General features: G+C 69.5%; 2 protein-coding genes. Both read right to left on the bottom strand.

Features of this window, described 5'->3' with window-relative positions; genetic code table 11:
• Positions 1-24: 24 nt before the first annotated feature.
• Positions 25-16,785: a non-ribosomal peptide synthetase gene (locus QM806_RS22205; RefSeq protein WP_283292857.1), complete on the bottom strand. Its 16,761-nt coding sequence runs from the start codon at positions 16,783-16,785 to the stop codon at positions 25-27.
• Positions 16,786-17,075: 290 nt separating this feature from the next.
• On the bottom strand, positions 17,076-18,275 hold the full coding sequence (locus QM806_RS22200; RefSeq protein ID WP_054245870.1) for a sensor domain-containing diguanylate cyclase: 1,200 nt from the start codon (positions 18,273-18,275) through the stop codon (positions 17,076-17,078).
• Positions 18,276-18,283: the final 8 nt, after the last annotated feature.

Here is an 18,283-nt window from a genome sequence, read left to right as displayed (position 1 = left end):
AACTGCGATCTGGATCACTCTTGATCATCGGGATCCTTCCGCCCACACGGTGACCAGCGACGACAACTCCGACGCCCAGCCACGAACCGTCTCGGCGTCCAGCACATCCGAGGAGAACGAGAAATACGCGTGGACGGGTCCGTCGCCGATCGGCTCGTAGAAACTCAGCGTCAGGTCCGAATCCGGAACACCCACCGGCACCGGCATCAACCCACCCAGCGCGTCGAGACGACCGAGCCTGGCCTGCTCGTGATGAACGAGCATGACCTGCGGACGCAGCACCGGCGTCTCGCCGACCGCCTCCACGACGTCGGCGAACGCCACATCCTGGTTGTCCAGCGCGTCGAGATTCGCGGTACGGACACGCCGCAGCAACTCCACGGGATCGGGATCACCGCTCGTATCCGTTCGCAACAGAACGATATTGAAGAAGCAGCCGACCAGCGCGTCCAGCGCCTCCTCCGTGCGTCCCGCGACGAGTGACCCCAGCGGAATGTCCGTGCCCGCGCCGTGCCGTGTCAGCACGGTGGCGAGTGCGGCCTGCAACACCATGAACAGGCTGGTGCCCGTGTCGCTCGCGAACCTCCGGGCCGCGCTGTGGAGTTCCGCGTCGATCTCGACCGGCACGATCTCCGCCGTCCGCGGTCCGCGCCCGGCCGGGGCGGGCAGGTCGAGCCGGGACGGCATGCCGTCCAGCGTCTCCCGCCAGTAGTCGAGCTGACGCGACCGACGGCTGCCCGGGTCCTCGGGATCGCCGACGAGTGCCTGCGACCACACGACGTAGTCGGCGTATCCGACGGGCAGCGGTTCCCACCCGGGTTCCTCGCCGTGCGAGCGCGCTGCGTATGCGCCCATCAGATCACCGAGCAACGGCACCACGGACCACTCGTCGACGGCGATGTAGTGCATCGCGAGGAGCAACACCTGGGTGCCGTCGGCGCCGGTCACGAGATGCACCCGGAGCGGTGCGTGCTCGGTGAGATCGAGGGGTTCCTGCGCCAATTCGAAGACGGTGCGGTGAACGTCTCCGTCCCCGACGTCGACGAGTTCGAGGGCGGGCCGCACCGCTTCCTGCGCGACGACGGTGTCCCCGGCCTCTACGTACACGGTCCGCAGCGGTTCGTGCCGGGACGTGACGTCGTCGAGAGCCTGCGCCAGGATCTCGACATCGACGGTATCGCGAAGCTGCAGCGACAGTGCGTGACTGGCCCGCGCCTCGGCGCCGGCCGCCCGGAACTGCTTCCAGAACCGGCGTTGCGGCCCGGACAACGGCAGCGCCTCCGGTCTCGGGTCCGCTGCCGTCAGCACCGGCCTGCCGGTGGACGAGGCCCCCGCGACGAGTGCGGCGAGTTCGGCCACCGTGGAATTGTCGAACACGTCCCGGATACCGATGTCGACGGCGAACCGCCCGCGGATCCGTCCCACCACCCGCATCGACGCCATGGAGTTGCCACCGAGGTCGAAGAAGTTGTCGTGGATGCCCACCGACGGCAGATGCAGGATGTCGGCGAACACTGCGGCGATCTCCTTCTGCTCCGACGTCTGCGGGGCGCCGTCCCCGGTCAGGGCCGACCAGTCCGGCAGCGGAAGCGCCTTGCGGTCGAGTTTGCCGTTGGGTGTCAACGGGAGATCGCCGTCCAGCACGACCACGAGAGTCGGCACCATGTAGTCGGGCAACCGCGCGGCGGCGTGTTCCCGCACCGCCTGCGGATCGATCTGCCCGGCTCCGTGACCGTCGGCCGGTGTCACATAGCCCACGAGCCGGACGATGTCGCCGGACCGGTCCGCGACGACCGCCGACTGCTTCACCACCGGATGGCTTCCGAGGGCCGCGATGATCTCGCCGAGTTCGATGCGGAATCCGCGGATCTTCACCTGGTCGTCGACGCGTCCGAGGAAGTCGATGTTGCCGTCGGCCCGCCAGCGCGCCCGGTCACCGGTCCGGTACATCCGGGTGCCCGCGTCGCCGAAGGGGCTGGGCAGGAACCGTACCGACGTGAGGTCGGGCCGGCCGAGGTAGCCGCGGGCCAGTCCGCGTCCGGCGATGTACAACTCGCCCGCCACTCCCGGCGGTACCGGCTGCAGGCGGTCGTCGAGGACGTACGCCTGCTCGTTGGGATCGGGGATGCCGATCGGCACGGCCGAGTTCCATCCGGGTTGCGCCTGCCACAGCGTGTTGTTGACGGTGGCCTCGGTGAGACCGTACGCGGCCAGCAGGTTGAGCCGTTCCGCCCAGCGTCCGATCAGTTCCGGCGGCACGGTCTCGGTGCCCACCAGCACGGTGCAGCCCTCGGGGACGTCACACCCCGACGGCAACGCCGCCAGCAGTGACGGCGGAATGATCGCGTGCGTCACGGCGTGTGTGGCCATGAAGTCGGTGAGTTCCGGTCCGGCGACACGGGACTCGTCGGGCACGATCACCAGGCGGGATCCCGTGCACAGTGCCATCGACAACTCGAAGACCGCGACGTCGAATCCGATCGACGCGAACTGCATCACCACCGAACCGGGGACGAGCTTCATCCGCTGTTCGGCGGTCGCGACGAGGCTGGGGATCCCGTCGTGAGTGAGGATCGCGCCCTTGGGTTTACCGGTGGAGCCCGACGTGTAGATGACGTACGCGGCGTGGTCCAGGCCCTGCGGGGGCCGTGGCACCTGCGGGGCGGGGCCGGTCCCGAGTTCCGCGACGACGGACGCGTCGTCGAGGAGAACGCGAGCGAGGCTGCCGACGTCCGCGATGCGCGGGCTCTCCCCCACCGTGGTCACCAGCACCCGCGCGGCGGAGTCGGCGAGCATGTAGGAGATGCGGTCGGACGGGTGGTTCAGGTCGAGCGGAAGGTACGCGGCCCCGAGTTTCAGCACCCCGAGCACGACCGAGACCATCTGCGCCGACCTCGGGACCGCGAGTCCCACAACGTCTTCGACGGAAACGCCGCGACGATGCAGCAGTGCGGCGATTCGGTCGGCGCGAACACTCAGGTCCGCGTAGGTCACCTCACCGTCGTCGTCGACGACTGCCACGGCGTCGGGGGTCGCGGCCACGTGGCGGGCGAATGCCTCGTAGAACGTCTCCTCCGCCACCGGCTGTGCGGTGTCGTTGAACCCGCGCACCACGAGTTCGCGTTCGTCGCCGAGGAACACGTCGAGGTCGCCGACCGTGCGACCCGAGTCCGACGCGAGGGCGTCCAGCACCACGACCTGCCTGCGCGCGATCTTCTCCGCGGTGGCCCGGTCGAACAGGTCGGAGCCGTATTCGAGACGCAGCTCGACCCGGTCGTCGTCGAGGTACTCGGTGAAGTTGAACACCAGGTCGAACTTGGCGGTGCGTTCCTCGAACGCCACCGGGGCGAGGGCCAGTCCGGGTGCGAGCGCCGAATCGGACGTCCGGCTGTGGTAGCCGACCATCACCTGGAACAGCGGGTTCCGGGCCAGGGTCCGCGCCGGATTCACCTTCTCCACGACGGTTTCGAAAGGGACGTCCGCATGCGAGAACGCCGCCAGGTCGGTGTCGCGGACCCGTGCCAGCAGCTCGTCGAACGTGGGGTTGCCGGACACGTCCGTCCGCAGCACCACGGTGTTGACGAAGAATCCGATCAGGTCGTCGAGACCCTGTTCGCTGCGACCGGCGACCGGCGCGCCGATCGGCAGGTCGTCGCCCGCACCGAGACGGTGCAGCAACGCCGCCGACGCCGCGTGCAGCACCATGAACATGCTGGTTCCCGACGTCCGCGCGAGCGCACGCAGGGCCCGTGTCGTCGCGGCGTCGAGCGTCGTCTCGATCGCGCCACCGGCGAAGCTGGGCCGCGCGGGCCGGGTGCGGTCGGTGGGGAGCACCAACTCCTCCGGCGCACCGTCGAGAGTCGTCGCCCAGTAGTCGAGTTGACGGCTGACGAGGCTGGACGGGTCCTGCGGATCACCCAGAACGTCGCGCTGCCACAGCGTGTAGTCGGCGTACTGCACGCCGAGCGGCTCCCACGCCGGCGCCGAACCCTGCGCGCGAGCGGCGTACGCCGTCATCAGGTCCCGCAGGAACGGGCGGTCCGACCATTCGTCGGTGGCGATGTGGTGCAGCACGATGGCCAGCACGTGTTCGTCCGCGACCCGGATGAGGCTCGCGCGCAACGGGATCTCCGTGGCCAGGTCGAACGGGCGGCCGACGGTCTCGGTGATCAGCCGGACCAGATCGGCCTCGGTGCCGTCCACCACCGCGACGTCGGGGCGGGCGTCGTCCAGGATCACCTGCACCGGTTCACCGTCGTGCTCCCCGAACACCGTTCGCAGCGATTCGTGCCGCGACACGACGTCGGTCAGCGCCTGCTCGAACAACCCGGGGTCCAGTGCACCCTGCAGTCGCAGGACGATCGGGAAGTTGTACGCGACGGCGGGGCCCGCCCCATCCCGAACCGACGCGCCCTCCATCTGCTGGAGCAGCCACAGTCGTTGCTGCGCAGCGGAGAGCGGCAGGTGCTCGGGACGCGGCCGAGCCACCAGTACCGGACGCGTCGATCCGGTGTCGTCGCCGATCCGGGCGGCGAGTTCCGCCACGGTCGGTGCCTCGAACAGGTCGCGCATGGTGAGGTCGGTGTCGAGTGCGGCCCGTGCCCGGCTGATCAGCCTGGTGGCCAGCAACGAGTGACCGCCGAGGTCGAAGAAGTCGTCGTCGACCCCGGGGGCGGGGACGCCGAGGACCTCACCGAACAAGGCGGACAGCACCCGTTCGGTGTCGGTGCGCGGTTCCGTGCGCGCGCCGCCGCTGCGGCCGAGCACGTCGTCCGCCGACGGCAGCGCCTTGACGTCGAGCTTGCCGTTGACCGTCATCGGCAGGCTGTCGACCTTGATGACCGCGGCGGGCACCATGTAGTCCGGCAACGTTGCGCGCAGCGCCTGTGAGTACTTGTCAACGTCCCGCGGTTGATAAGTACTCACGGGGACGGCGTAGCCGACCAGTCGCTTGAATCCACCCGCACCGGAGTCGACCACGACAGCCGCCTGGCGCACGCCGTCCAGCGCTTCGAGCGCGGACGCGATTTCGCCGAGTTCCACCCGGTGACCGCGGATCTTCACCTGATCGTCGGTCCGGCCGAGAAAGTCGAGATTCCCGTCCTCACGTCTCCGGACGAGATCACCCGTCCGATACATACGTACGGATTCCCGGAACGGGTCGGCGACGAACCGCTCCGCCGTCAGTGCGAACCGGTCGAGGTAGCCGCGCGCCAACCCGACCCCGGAGATGTACAACTCACCGGGAACGCCGTCCGGGACCGGACGCAACCAGGCGTCCAGCACGTAGGCGGACGTATTCCAGATCGGGGTGCCGACGGTGGGTGTCGCGCTGTCCGCGGTGCCGGCGCCGAGGGTGTTGATCGTGTACTCGGTGGGACCGTACAGGTTGTACCCGACCGTTCCGTCCGTGTCGCGCAACCGGTTCCACACCGAATCCGGTACTGCCTCGCCGCCGAGGAGCACCAGCGGCGGCCGGTGCCGCCCCGGACCGTCGTCGAGCAGACCCTCCTCGACGAGGTGCTGGGCGTACGTCGGCGTCACGTTGACGACGTCGATCGCGTGGGCGTCGCAATAGGCCACGAGCGCCTCGGCGTCACGCCGCAGATTCTCGTCGCAGATGTGGACCTCGTGACCTTCGACCAGCCACAGCAGTTCCTCCCACGACATGTCGAACGCGAACGACACGCTGTGCGCGATGCGCAGTCGCCGGCCGCCCGCAGCGGCCACGACGGGTTCGAAGATCGCCTCACGATGGTTGAACTGCATGTTGGTCAGGCCGCGGTACGGGGTGACGACGCCCTTCGGCTTGCCCGTGGACCCGGACGTGTAGATGACATACGCCGGATGGTCCAGGCGCCCGGGGGTTCCGGGCGCGAATCCGCCGAGTTCGGCCTCCGACAGCGGTCCGGACGCGACCGCGCCGACGTCCAGAGTGTCGACGGTCAGCGTGTCGACCGTCGCAGCGGCGAGGGTTCCCGCGACGTCCGACGTGGTGACCAGGACCGTCGGACGCGCGTCGTCGAGCATCGCGACGAGGCGCTCGGCGGGGTGGTCCAGTTCGAGCGGCAGATACGCGGATCCGGTGCGCAGCACGGCGAACAGCGCGACCACCATCTCCACCGCCCGCGGCAGCGCGAGTGCGACGATCCGCTCCGGGCCCGCGCCGCGGCCCAGCAGGAGCCGGGCCATCCGGTTCACGTCGGCGTCGAGTTCGGCGTAACTCACGGTGCGGTCCCCGAACACCAGGGCCGTCTCGTCCGGTCGGAGTCGGGCCGCGTCGGCGAACAGATCGGCGATGGTTCTGTCGGGCAGAGCCTTCCGTTCGAACGGCGCGGGCGTTGCGGCACCGGCGATTCCGCCGACCACACCCGACAGGTCGGTGGACCACTCCTCGAGCACGGTCAGGTACCGCGACAGCATACGTTCGACCCGCGACTCCGAGATCTTCTCGGGGTGGAACTCGAACTTCACCTTCACGCTCGCGCCCGGCGTCACGACGACCGTGACCGGGTAGTGCGTGTGATCGATGCTGTCGCCGCCGCTGATGTCGTGCGCCGCATCGAGCGCCGCCACCTGCTTCTCGTCCACGAAGTTCTGCAGCACGTACAGCACGTCGAACAGCTGCCGGTGCTCGGAGACCCGCTGGATGGAGGCGAGCCCGAGGTAGTCGTACGGGGTCAGCGCCAACCTCTCCGACTGGATTCGCCGGAGCAGGTCGGCGACGGTCTCGCCGGCGCGCAGCGTCGTCCGGACGGGGACGGTGTTGAGGAACATTCCCGCCACCGCGTCGATGCCCGGGACCTCCGGTGGGCGCCCGGCCACGGTGGTGCCGAACACCAGGTCCCGGCGTCCGGTCTCGATTCCGAGCACGACGGCCAGCGCGGCATTGAGCACCGCGTTGAACGTGACACCGGCACCGCGGGCACCGGCACGGAGCCGTTCGCTCAGTTCCTCGGACAGCACCGCGTCCCGGCGCTGGGGTGGCTGCGGCTCCCCCACGACGGTCGCGGCCAGCAGCGTCGGTTCGTCGAGCCCGCCGAGCGCGTCGGTCCACGCCGACTGCGCGGCACCGGAGTCCCGGGTAGCCAGCCACTGCAGGTAGTCCTCGAAAGATCCTTCCGGGGCGGCGAACCCGGAGTCGTCGCCGCCCGATTCGTAGAGGGCGAGCAGCTGGCTGACGACGAGGCCGTTGGACCATCCGTCCCACAGCAGGAACTGCCGGTTGATCACCAGTCGGTCGTGGGAGTCGCCGAGCCGCAGCACCATTGCCCGCCACAGCGGCGGGGAGGTGAGGTCGAACGGTGTCAGCCGGTCCTGTGCGGTCAGCTGTTCGGCGTAGGACGCACGTTCAGGCTCGTCGAGTTCCCGGAGGTCGAACTCGGCGATGGGCACGTCCAGGCCGGCGGCGAAGAACTGCACCGGCGCGGGCAGCCCTGCGCTGACGAATCCCGCTCGCAGCGTGGGGTTGCGTCGCTGCAGGGTGCGCAGCGCGGCGGCGAGCCTGTCGGTGTCGAGGCGGTGCGCGAAGTCGAGTGAGAACTGTGCCGTGTAGATGTCGGCGCCGGAGTCGAACCCGGCCTGGAAGTAGAGGCCCTCCTGCAGCGGCGACAGCGGCAGCACCGTGTCGACCCCACTCGGGCTCGCCTCGACGATCCGGGCGATCTCCTCCTGCGTCAGCTCCACGAGGGGAAGGTCGGACGGTGTGAGCATCGCCGGTCCGTCGTGTTCTCCTGCGGCGTCGGCCAGTTCACGAAGTGCCGACACCCAGCCGTCGCTCAACGCGACGACGTCGGCCTCGCTCAGGTCTGCGTCCGACCAGGCGAAGACGGCCTGCAGTTCGGTGCCCCGCTCGGACTCCTCGCACAGGGCGTTGATCACCAGCCGGTAAGGGCCACCGAGATCGGCATCGGGATCGGTTGCCAGCGAGTCGGATTCGACCGCGGGCGTCCAGGGTCCGGGCACCGCGTGCGGCATGCGGCCCAGGTAGTTGAACAGCACCTGCGATTCCGCCCGTGCCGCCAACAGGCTTGCGGTGCGGGCATTGACGTACCGCAGCATGCCGTAGCCGATGCCGCCGTCGGGGGCGCCGCGCAGCTGTTCCTTGACGTCCTGGAGCGTCTCGAGTGCGCCCGTCCGGCTGCGCAGCCGGACGGGGGTGACGTTGGTGATCCAGCCGACGGTCCGGGAGAGATCCACACCCTCGGCGAGTTCTTCGCGGCCGTGCCGCTCGAGGTCCACCAGCAGGTCGTTCTCGCGTCCACGGCCGGCGAACCACCGGTCCGCCGACAGTCGTAGCGCCGCGAGCAGCACATCGGTGACGTCGGCGCCGACCACGGCGGGAACGGTGGTCAGCAGCGCCGTCGTGAGTTGCGGGTCCAGGAGGACCGTCCGCCGTGCGCCGCTGCTCACGACCGCGTGCCCGTCGGTGTCGGCCACCAGGTCGGCACCGGGTTCGGTGACGCGCAGCCAGTGGTCGAGTTCGGCGAGCCGGGCGGGGTCCTGCGCCTGCTCGGTGACGATGCGGGCGAATCCGCGCAGCGACGTGGGCACCGGGTCGAGCGCGGCGTCCTGGCCGCTGTCGGCCGCCACCCACGCCATGGCGAGGTCCTCGATCAGCGTCCGCCACGACACCCCGTCGATCACCAGATGGTGTGCGACGAGGAGCAGCCTGCCCAGCTCCTGCGGGCCGGCGTCGAACCACACCGCCGACAGCATGGTGCCGTCGTCGGGGTCGAGCCGGTCGGTCGCGGTGTCGGATTCTGTCGCCACGGTTTCGCGCAGCGCGGCGGCGTCGAGTCCGGTGACGTCGACACGACGCAGTTCCAGGTCTGCGGATTCGGTGATCTCGAGCGACCACACACCCGGCGCGTGCCGGGTGAGCTTCTGCCGCAGGCCGTCGTGGTGACCGATCACCGAGTGCAGGGCGGCCGTCAGGACGGTAGTGCTGGTTCCCGCCGGTGTGTGGAGCAGAACGGCCTGGTTGAAGCGGTTCTTTCCGCCACTCCATTCGGACAGCCGATGGACCACCGGTAGCGGCGGCAGGACACCGGTGCCCGACTCCTCCACGCGCGGGGCCGACGCGACGACGGTGGCCGCGACCAGCCGCGCGAGCGCGGCCGGCGTCCGCTGTTCGAAGATCTGCCGCGGGGTGACGGTGATTCCCTCCCGGCGAGCGAGATTCACCAGGCGGATGGCGAGGATGCTGTCGCCGCCGAGCGCGAAGAAGTCGTCGTCCACCCCGACGGTCCCGAGACCGAGAACCTCGGCGTAGTGGGCGGCCAGCACCCCCGCCGGTCCGCTGTCCACGACCGGCGCGGACGTCGCCTGCGCGGAGAAGTCCGGTGCGGGGAGGGCTTTACGGTTCAGCTTGCCGCTGGGGCCGAGCGGAAACTCGTCCAGCATCACGAACGCGACGGGCACCATGAATTCCGGCAGCGCCGTGGCCAACTGCGCACGGACGTCGTCGGGGTCGGCGTCGCCGACGACGTATCCGACCAGCTGCTGCTGACCGGGCCGGTCCGAGCGCACGACGGCGGCAGCCTGCCGCACTCCGGGGCAGGCGGCCATCTGGGCTTCGATCTCGCCCAGTTCGATGCGGAAGCCGCGCAACTTCACCTGATCGTCGACCCGGCCGAGGTATTCGACCGCACCGTCGGCGTTGACCCGGGCGACGTCACCGGTGCGGTACATGCGGGACCCGGTGCGGGAGAACGGGTCGGCGACGAAGCGCTCGGCGCTCAGCCCGGGCCTGCCCAGGTAGCCGCGGGCCAGCTGTGGCCCCGACAGGTACAGCTCACCGGCCGCACCCGCGGGCACCGGCTGCAGATACCGATCGAGCACGTAGAGACCGGTGTTGGACGTGGGCAGGCCGATCGGCACGGACGGCGCGGCCGCGGCGATTCCCTGCACCGACGCGGCGTAACTGACGTCCACCGACGCCTCGGTCGGACCGTAGAGGTTGTCGAGTTCCACTCCCGGCAGGAGTTCGGCGACGCGCCGCGCGGATGCCACGGGAAGCGCCTCACCACTGCACGAGATGATCCGCAGCCCGGTGCACCGGGCTGCGGCGGGCTCGGCGAGGAACACCTCGAGCATCGAGGGCACGAAATGCACACGCGTGATCGACTGCCGAACGATGACGTCGGCGAGGTACGCCGGGTCCTTGTGGCCGTCCGGCCGCGCCAGCACGAGGGTCGCCCCGGCGAGGAGCGGTCCGAAGAACTCCAGCACCGACACGTCGAAGCTGGACGGCGTCTTCTGGAACACGTTGTCCGTAGCGGTGATCGGACGGAACCGCTGAACCCACAACAGACGGTTGACGATGCCGGCGTGCGGCACGACGACCCCCTTGGGCCGTCCCGTCGAGCCCGACGTGTAGATCACGTAGGCGGGGTGCTGGGGCACGAGCGCGACACCGGTCAGCGGCTCGGGCGAGTACCGGTCGGCGTCCGACACCCGGACCTGCGGAACATCGGACCCGGAGAACGGCACGGTGCCGTCGGTGAGGACGCACACCGGTTCCGCGTCCTCCAGCATGAACGCCAGCCGGTCGGCGGGGTAACCGGTGTCAAGTGGAACGTAGGCGCCGCCCGCCTTCCCGACCGCGAGGAGCGCGACCATCAGTTCCAGCGAACGGGGCAGTGCCACCGCCACCTTCGACTCGGGTGTCACCCCGCGGTCGACGAGCAGCCGGGCGAGGCGGTTCGCGCGCGCGTGCAGTTCGGCGTAGGTGAGGTGTTCGTCCTCGAACACGACGGCCACCGCGTCGGGTGTCCGGGCGGCCTGCTCCTCGAGCAGCGCCGTCACCGTCGTCTCGGGGAACTCCGCCTCGACGTCGCGCAGTGCCGCGTCGATCGGCTCACGCGACGCCAGCACCACGGAAGACACGTTCTGGTCGACGTCCCGCGTCAGCTCCGCGAGATACGCCACCGTCGACTCCGCGAATCGGGTCGCGGTCGCCGCATCGATGCGGGCGGCGTCGTATTTCAGCTCGAGCGTCAGCGCGTCACCGGGCACGACGATCAGCGTCATCGGGTACGGCGGGTGCTCGTCGAACCGGATGCCGGTCAACTGCACCGCACCGGTGGGATCCGCCACCGCGCCGTCGCCGAGCGGATAGTTCTCGAACACGACGAGCGTCTCGAACAGGTCCTGCAGTCCCGCTTCCCGGCGCAGCTCGGGCAGGCCCAGGTACTGGTGGTCGAGCAGCGTCGACTGCTCCTGCTGCCACCGGGCGAGGGTCTCGGCCACCGTGTCGGTCGGCCGGTACCGCAGCCGGGTGGGGACGGTGTTGATGAACAGGCCCACCATGGTCTCGATACCGGGCAGGTCGCCGCCGCGGCCCGACACCGTCGAACCGAACACCACGTCCTCCCGGCCGGTGAGGCGACCGAGGACCAGACCCCACGTGCCGTGCACGAGCGTGCTGAGCGTCAATCCGCGGGCCCGGCCGACCGCGGACAGCGCGACGGTGGCGTCCGACGGCAGTGTCGCCCGGACACTGTGTATCCCGGACTCTCCCTTCGACGACGGCTTCGGAAGTTCCACCGGCTCGGAGGCATCGGCGAGCGCCTCCCGCCACACGGCGAGCGACGCCCGACGGTCGCGCGCATCCAGCCATTCGAGGTAGCTCCGGTACGGCGTGGGCGTCGGCAGCGCCAGCGGCTTCCCCTCGACGCTGTAGAGGGCCATCAATTCCCGCAGCATCACCGGCACCGACCATCCGTCGGCGACGATGTGGTGAATCGACTGCAGCAGACGAAACTTTTGGTGTTTCACCCGCGCGAGCGTGTAGCGCAGCAGGGGGCCGCGACCGAAGTCGAAGCCCCGGGCCCGATCCGCCGTCAGCACCTGTTCCACGCGCTGCTCCGGATCCGCGACGCCGGTCAGATCGAGCACCTCCATCGGCACCTGGACGTTCTCGCCGACCACCTGCACGACCCTGCCGTCCGAGACCGCCCGCACTCCGACGCGGAGGGCAGCGTGCCGGTCGACGACCGCCTGCAGCCCACGGTGCAACGCCGCCGCGTCGACGGGCCCGGTCAGTTCGATCACCTGCTGCACCACGTACGGGTCCGTGCCCGTGTCCTCGAATGCCGACTGGAAGTAGATGCCCTCCTGCAGCGGTGTCAACGGAAGTACGTCGGCCGCCCCCGCCAGCGCGTCCACGTCCGGCTGTGTCAGCGACACCAGTGGGAAGTCCGACGGCGTGTGACCGCCGAGACGGTCGACTCCGGCCAGCACCCGCAGCACCGCGGTCCACTCGTCGGCGAGCGCCAGGATGGCGTCACGGGTGAGCACACCGGGCGCCCACGTCAATGTCGTGCGCAGGACTGGGCCGTCCGCGCCGTCCTCGGCGATCACGTCGAACGCCAAGGCGTGTCCGAGCGGCATCCGCGGATCGTCCGCGCCGCCCATCGCTCGGGGCAGCCAGTCGACGCCCGCCGCGGACGTCACCCGACCGAGATAGTTGAACAGCACCTGCGGGGTCGGCGCGTTCGCGAGTTCCGGCTTCGGGACACCGAGGTAGCGCAGCGCGCCGTAGCCGAACCCGGAACCCGGGATGCGGCGCAACTGCTCCTTCACCGCCTTCAGCGCGTCGGCGATTCCAACCTCGTCCGCCGCTGCGCCGGGGTCGAGCACCACCGGGTAGACGGTGGTGAACCAGCCGACGGTCCGGGAGAGGTCGAGGGCGGGTCCGTCGCTGCGGCGCACGAGGTCTTCCTCGCGTCCGTGCCCCTCGAGATCGAGGAGCACGGGGCCCGGCTCTCCGTCTCGCCACCTCTGCAGCGCCACCGCGGCCCCGGTGAGGAGCGCGTCGTTGACGTGGCCGTGGAACGCTGCGGGCACGGTGGAGAGCAGCGGCCGGGTGAACTCCGGAGGCAATGTCACCGTGAGGGTTTCGGCGTCGCCGGCGAGGTCGAGGGCGGGATCGAGCGCACGCGACCCGAGGAGCGGGTCTTCCGTGGTCGCCGCGTCCGCCCAGAAGGACAGTTCGTGGTCGAAGGCACCCGACCGCGTCTGCTCGTCGAGCAGCTCGGACCAGCGGCGCAGCGACGTTCCGACCGGAGCGAGTTCGGGAACGCCGCCCGCCGCCACCGCTGATCCCGCGCGGGCGAGGTCTTCGAGGATGATGCGCCAGGACACCCCGTCGACCACCAGGTGGTGTCCGATCAGCAGCAACCGGCCGGGACCGTCGGACGCGACGAAGAGGACGGCCTGCACCATCGTGCCCGCATCCGGGTCGAGCCTTCCGACGGCCGCCCGTGTCTCGATGTCGAGTTGGTCCGCGCTGCCGTCGAATTCGACCACCCACAGGATTCCGTCGACCGCCGCCGGGGACGGTTCCGGCACGGACAGCATCCAGCGGTCGCCCCCGCGGCGGAGGCCGCTTCCGTTACCACGGACGAGGGTCGCGCGCAGGGCGTCGTGCCGCGCGAGAACCGCGGCGAGCGCCGCCGTCGCGGCGTGCTCGTCGAGGGCGGCGGGAGTCTGCACGAGCACCGACTGGTGGAACGCGGCGATCTCGCCGCCCCGCTCAGCGGTGCGGGCGACGATCGGGGTGCTGCGGACGTCACCGATTGCGACGTCGTCGGAGTCCACGGAGGCCGCGGTCCGGCCGTCCTGGACCCGGGCGAGCGCCTCGGCGGTACGGAGCTGGAAGATCTCCCGCGGGCTGATCGAAAGACCTTCCCGCCGAGCGTGGTTGACCAGCTGGATCGCGACGATGCTGTCGCCACCCAACGCGAAGAAGTCGTCGGTGACACCCACCGACTCCACCCCGAGAACACCCGCCATCAGCGCACACAGGGTTTCCTCGGCGGCGGTGCGGGGCGCGACGTTCTCGCCGGCCGCGCCGAGGTCCGGCTCGGGTAGTGCACGCCGGTCCAATTTTCCGTTGGGGGTGAGCGGGAACCGATCGAGGACGACGAACGCCGACGGCACCATGTACTCCGGCAGCTTCGACGACGCCCAGACCCGCAGTTCGGCGACGTCCGGTACCGTATCCTGCTTCGGCACCACGTAGGCCGCGAGAAACTTTGCCCCCGAGGGCGTCTCCCACACGACGACGGCACTGTGCCGGACGTCGGGATGGGACACGATGCCCACCTCGACGTCCTCGAGTTCGAGTCGCATGCCCCGGATCTTCACCTGATTGTCGGCGCGGCCGAGGAAGTCGAGGGACCCGTCCGGCGCCCACCGCGCGAGGTCACCTGTTCGATACAACCGGGAGCCGTCGTTCGCGAACGGGTTGGCGACGAAGCGGGACGCCGTGAGCCCTGGAGCGTCCACGTAACCGCGGCCGAGAAGGAATCCGCCGGCGTACAGCTCACCGCCGGTGCCGAGCGGCACCGGGTTCAGGTGTTCGTCCAGCACATACAGCTGCGTGTTGGGGTTCGGGCGGCCGATCGACGTCGCGATCCGCTCGGAGTCCTCCCGATAGATCACGTGCGACACCCCGATCGTCGCCTCCGCGGGGCCGTAGCCGTGGTACAGCGTGATGGCGAGCTGCGATCGGAACCTCTCGAACAGGCGCGGAGTGAGAACCTCACCGCCGCACCACACATGCTTCAGCGCCGCCAGCCGATCCGTACCCCGTGACAAATCGAGTAGCACGTCCAGCATCGACGACACGAGATAGACGAACGTCACCGACTCGCCGGCGATCAGGTCCAGCAGATACTGCGGGTCCCGTTCCCCACCGGGTTCGGCCACCACCAGCCGGCCACCCGCCACCAGGGGCAGCAGGATCTCGTTCACGGAGATGTCGAACGACAGTGGCGCCTTGAACAGCGACGCGTCCGAGGGTCCGAAGCCCAGGATCTGGTCGCGTTGCCACAGCAGCCGCGCGCAGACGGCCTCGTGACGGATCATGGCGCCCTTGGGCCTGCCCGTCGAACCCGACGTGAAGATGACATACGCCAGCCGCGAACCCTGCACGGTCACTGCGGGCGGCTCGGTGGACTGGTCGGCGTACGCCCACGCCGCGAGGTCGACCGGCACGGCCCGCTCCCCCGCGTCGGTGACTCCGCCGGGTCCGGTGAGAACGAGCGCCGCCCCGGCGTCCGCGAGGACCGAGGTCCGGCGGTCCTCCGGCCACGACGGGTCGAGGGGCACGAACGCCCCACCCGAGCACATGACGGCGAGCAGCCCGATCACCATCTCTGCCGACCTCGGAAGACCCACCGCCACCACTGTTTCCGCCTCGACACCGCGGGCGCGCAGGTGGTGGGACAGCTGCGCCACGCGTTCCCCGAGTTCCCGGTAGGTGAGCCGGATGTCGCCGGCGATCAGGGCCTCGGCATCCGGTGTCCGCGACACCTGAGCATGGAACAGGTCGGGAACAGTCACCGATTCCTGCGGGGACGCCGTGTCGTTGAACTCCACCAGCAACAGCCTGCGCTCGGCCTCGGTCATCGGATCGAGCGACGCGATGGGCTGCGACGGGTCGGCGACGAACTGCCCGACGAAGTGCTCGAGCCGGCGGCGATGCTCCTCGAGCTCGGCGCCGAGACCGGCCGGGGCCCGGAGGTCGATCTGGATGGGCTCCGAATCCTGCCCACCGCGGATGGAGAAATCGAGGTCACGGACCGGTCCGGTGGCCGAACCCCGCACCCACGCCGGGAAACCGCCGAACGTCAGCGAGTGCTCGAACATCATGGAATTGATTCCGGGACCGAAGATCTGACGGTCCGGATCGATCGACCGCAGATCGCGGGCGAGGTCCTCGCCGCGATAGCGCCCGTGCCGCAGCACCGAGATCAGCGTCGTGTCGATGCGGGTGGCGAGTTCGCCCACGGTCATCTCGGGATCCACCTGCACCCGGAGCGGCAGGATCGTCGAGCACATACCCGGGATGCGGCGCAGCTCGCGTCCGACCCGCGCCGTCATCGGCAGCGACAAGGTGAGGTCGCCGCGGCCGGTGAACCGGTGGATGTACGCCACGACCGCGGCGAGCGGCAGCCGGGTGCGCCTGATCCCGGCGTCGGAGGCGAAGGTGTAGATCGCGTCGGCGTCGTCCCCGTCGATCTCGACGAGGGCGGAGATCGGCGGCCCGGAGTGGTCGACGACCTGCGGGAGCAGCCGAGGCGGCTCCGGGGCGTCGATCACCTGCTGGATCCAGAAGTCGCGGTCGGACTCGAAGCGCGCCGACGCACGGTAGTCGCGGTCGGACGTCACGAGAGTGTCGAGGGGCCACGGCGCCGTGGACGTCTCGAGTTCCGGGTGCTCGTATCGATCGACGACATCGGCCACGAGGAGGGTGATGCCGTATCCGTCGATGAGGCTGTGGTGGTAGCGCTGATACCAGATCACCGACTCGTCCCCGGTGCGCAGCAGGGCGTGCCGGAACAACGGTTCGCCGCAGTCGATGTCGACCACGGTCTCCATGTCGCGATCCATCCACGCGCGCGCACTCGCTTCGGGATCCTCGTCGCCACGCAGGTCTACGACATCGAGGGTCCACTGGCCCGGAGCCGTCGGCACCTGCAGCAGTTCGGTGTCGGCGCCTCGCTCGAAACGCACGTGCAAGGCTTCGGCTCGTTCGACGGTCTTCCGGATCGCCGCGGAGGTACGGTCCAGGTCGATCCGGCCCGCGACCTCGACGACGAGCGAGAGGTTGTAGACCGGGCTGCCCGGGTTCAACTGCTGCCCGACCCACACCTCGGACTGCGCGGCCGTCACCGGCAACGCGACAGACGTCGAACTGACGCGAGCCGAGTGAGAAGTGCCCTCAGCCGAAGTGCGCTGTGGGCGAGCAGCCGCCGAGTGGTCCGGAGACATGGGTGATCCGATCGTCCGTCGAGAGCGCCCGTCCAACGACGGGCACCCGAAGGAGTTTAGGTTAGGCTACCCACTAGCAACAAGCCGGTTGCCGGCAAGTTCACAGGCGCGGGTTATCACAGCGGTAATTCGTGTTCAATCACCACGAACGCGTGTCCCTCGCACCGCCGGCAGCTTTTACCGCACCGAAGCGGTCCCGGCGTCGAGTTCGACCGTGTAAACATACCGCTCGTTCGCGGCGTTGGCACACGAGCGGCGGCGTCGACACCCAGGGGCAGCCGCCCAGCAACCTACTGGTGCCAGACCGCGGTGTTCCCACCTCGACGCTTGGCTGCGTATAGGGCGGTGTCCGCATGATGGAGCAGTTCGTCGACCGTGAGAGCCGACGTGCTGCGCGCCATCCCCACGCTGATCGTCACGACGAGGAGTTCGTCGCCGACGTCGATCGGCGTCGTGATCGACGCAAGCATCCGGGTGACCACGTCGTCGACGTCGAGTTCGTCGATGTCGGGCAGGATGGCGACGAACTCGTCGCCGCCGAGCCTGCCGACCGCGGACGGAGCGCGCATCGCGTGGCGCAAATGCTCGGACACCCCCTGCAGGATGCGATCACCGACGCGATGCCCCCGGGTGTCGTTGACGTCCTTGAACCCGTCGACGTCGAGGAACAACGCGACCGCAGGCCCCGCACCGGGCTCGAACAGGCGCTGCAGATGCTCGGTGATGGCGGCGCGATTGAGCAGTCCGGTGAGACTGTCGTGCGTGGCCTCGTGCAGAAGAAGGGCGTGTGCCTCCGCCGCCTGCTGCTGGGCGGTGACTTCCGCGGTGACGTTCCGGAAATGCACGACCAGTGCACCGGAGTCGGCTGCCGCGGTCACCTCGATCGTCATCCCGGGCGAATACAGCGAGTCCACCCGCGTCTGCTGCTCCCGGCCGGTGGCGAGAACCTTGCGGCACAGTGCGTCGAAGTAGCTGCCGCGCGTTTCCGGAAGAACCTCGGTGACGACACGGCCGAGCAGTTCGTCCCGCGACCGCCGCACGTGCCGCAGGCAGCCGGAGTTGACGTAGATGATCCGAAGGTCCCCGTCGAGCGCCATGAACCCCAGGGCCACCCGATCGAGCAACGACGCGAGCTGCGCGTCCCGGCCGGCCACGTGCCCGAGTTCGATGACCACTCCCGTCAGCTCCACAGGGGCGCCGGACGCATCGGTGGTGACGTCGATGCTGCGGGTGAGGATGTACCGGGTCGACCGATCTGCCAGCACGATACGGAACACACACTCCGCGCCGACGGATCCGGCGGTGTCACCGAACATGCGACGCACCGCACCGATGTCTTCGGAATGGACCCGCTCCCGCCACAATTCGAGCGGTGGGCGGGAACCGTCGTCCTCGAAGATGGCGGCGGCCTTTTCATCCCACCACAACGCCCCGTTCACGATGTCGTACCGGACGATGCCCACCCCGAGGCGCGGAATACCCAACGCCATCAGAATCT

It is taken from the genome of Rhodococcus sp. IEGM 1351 (genome assembly GCF_030056875.1).
In the GTDB taxonomy this organism is placed as follows: domain Bacteria; phylum Actinomycetota; class Actinomycetes; order Mycobacteriales; family Mycobacteriaceae; genus Rhodococcus_F; species Rhodococcus_F opacus.
Note: the sequence above shows the minus strand (reverse complement) of the source record. Positions and strands in the feature narration are given on the sequence as shown.

Bases quoted from the DNA above. Each gene is read 5' to 3' on its own strand.
- QM806_RS22205 (WP_283292857.1), bottom strand. From the start codon at position 16,785: ATGTCTCCGGACCACTCGGCGGCTGCTCGCCCACAGCGCACTTCGGCT.
- QM806_RS22200 (WP_054245870.1), bottom strand. From the start codon at position 18,275: ATGGCGTTGGGTATTCCGCGCCTCGGGGTGGGCATCGTCCGGTACGAC.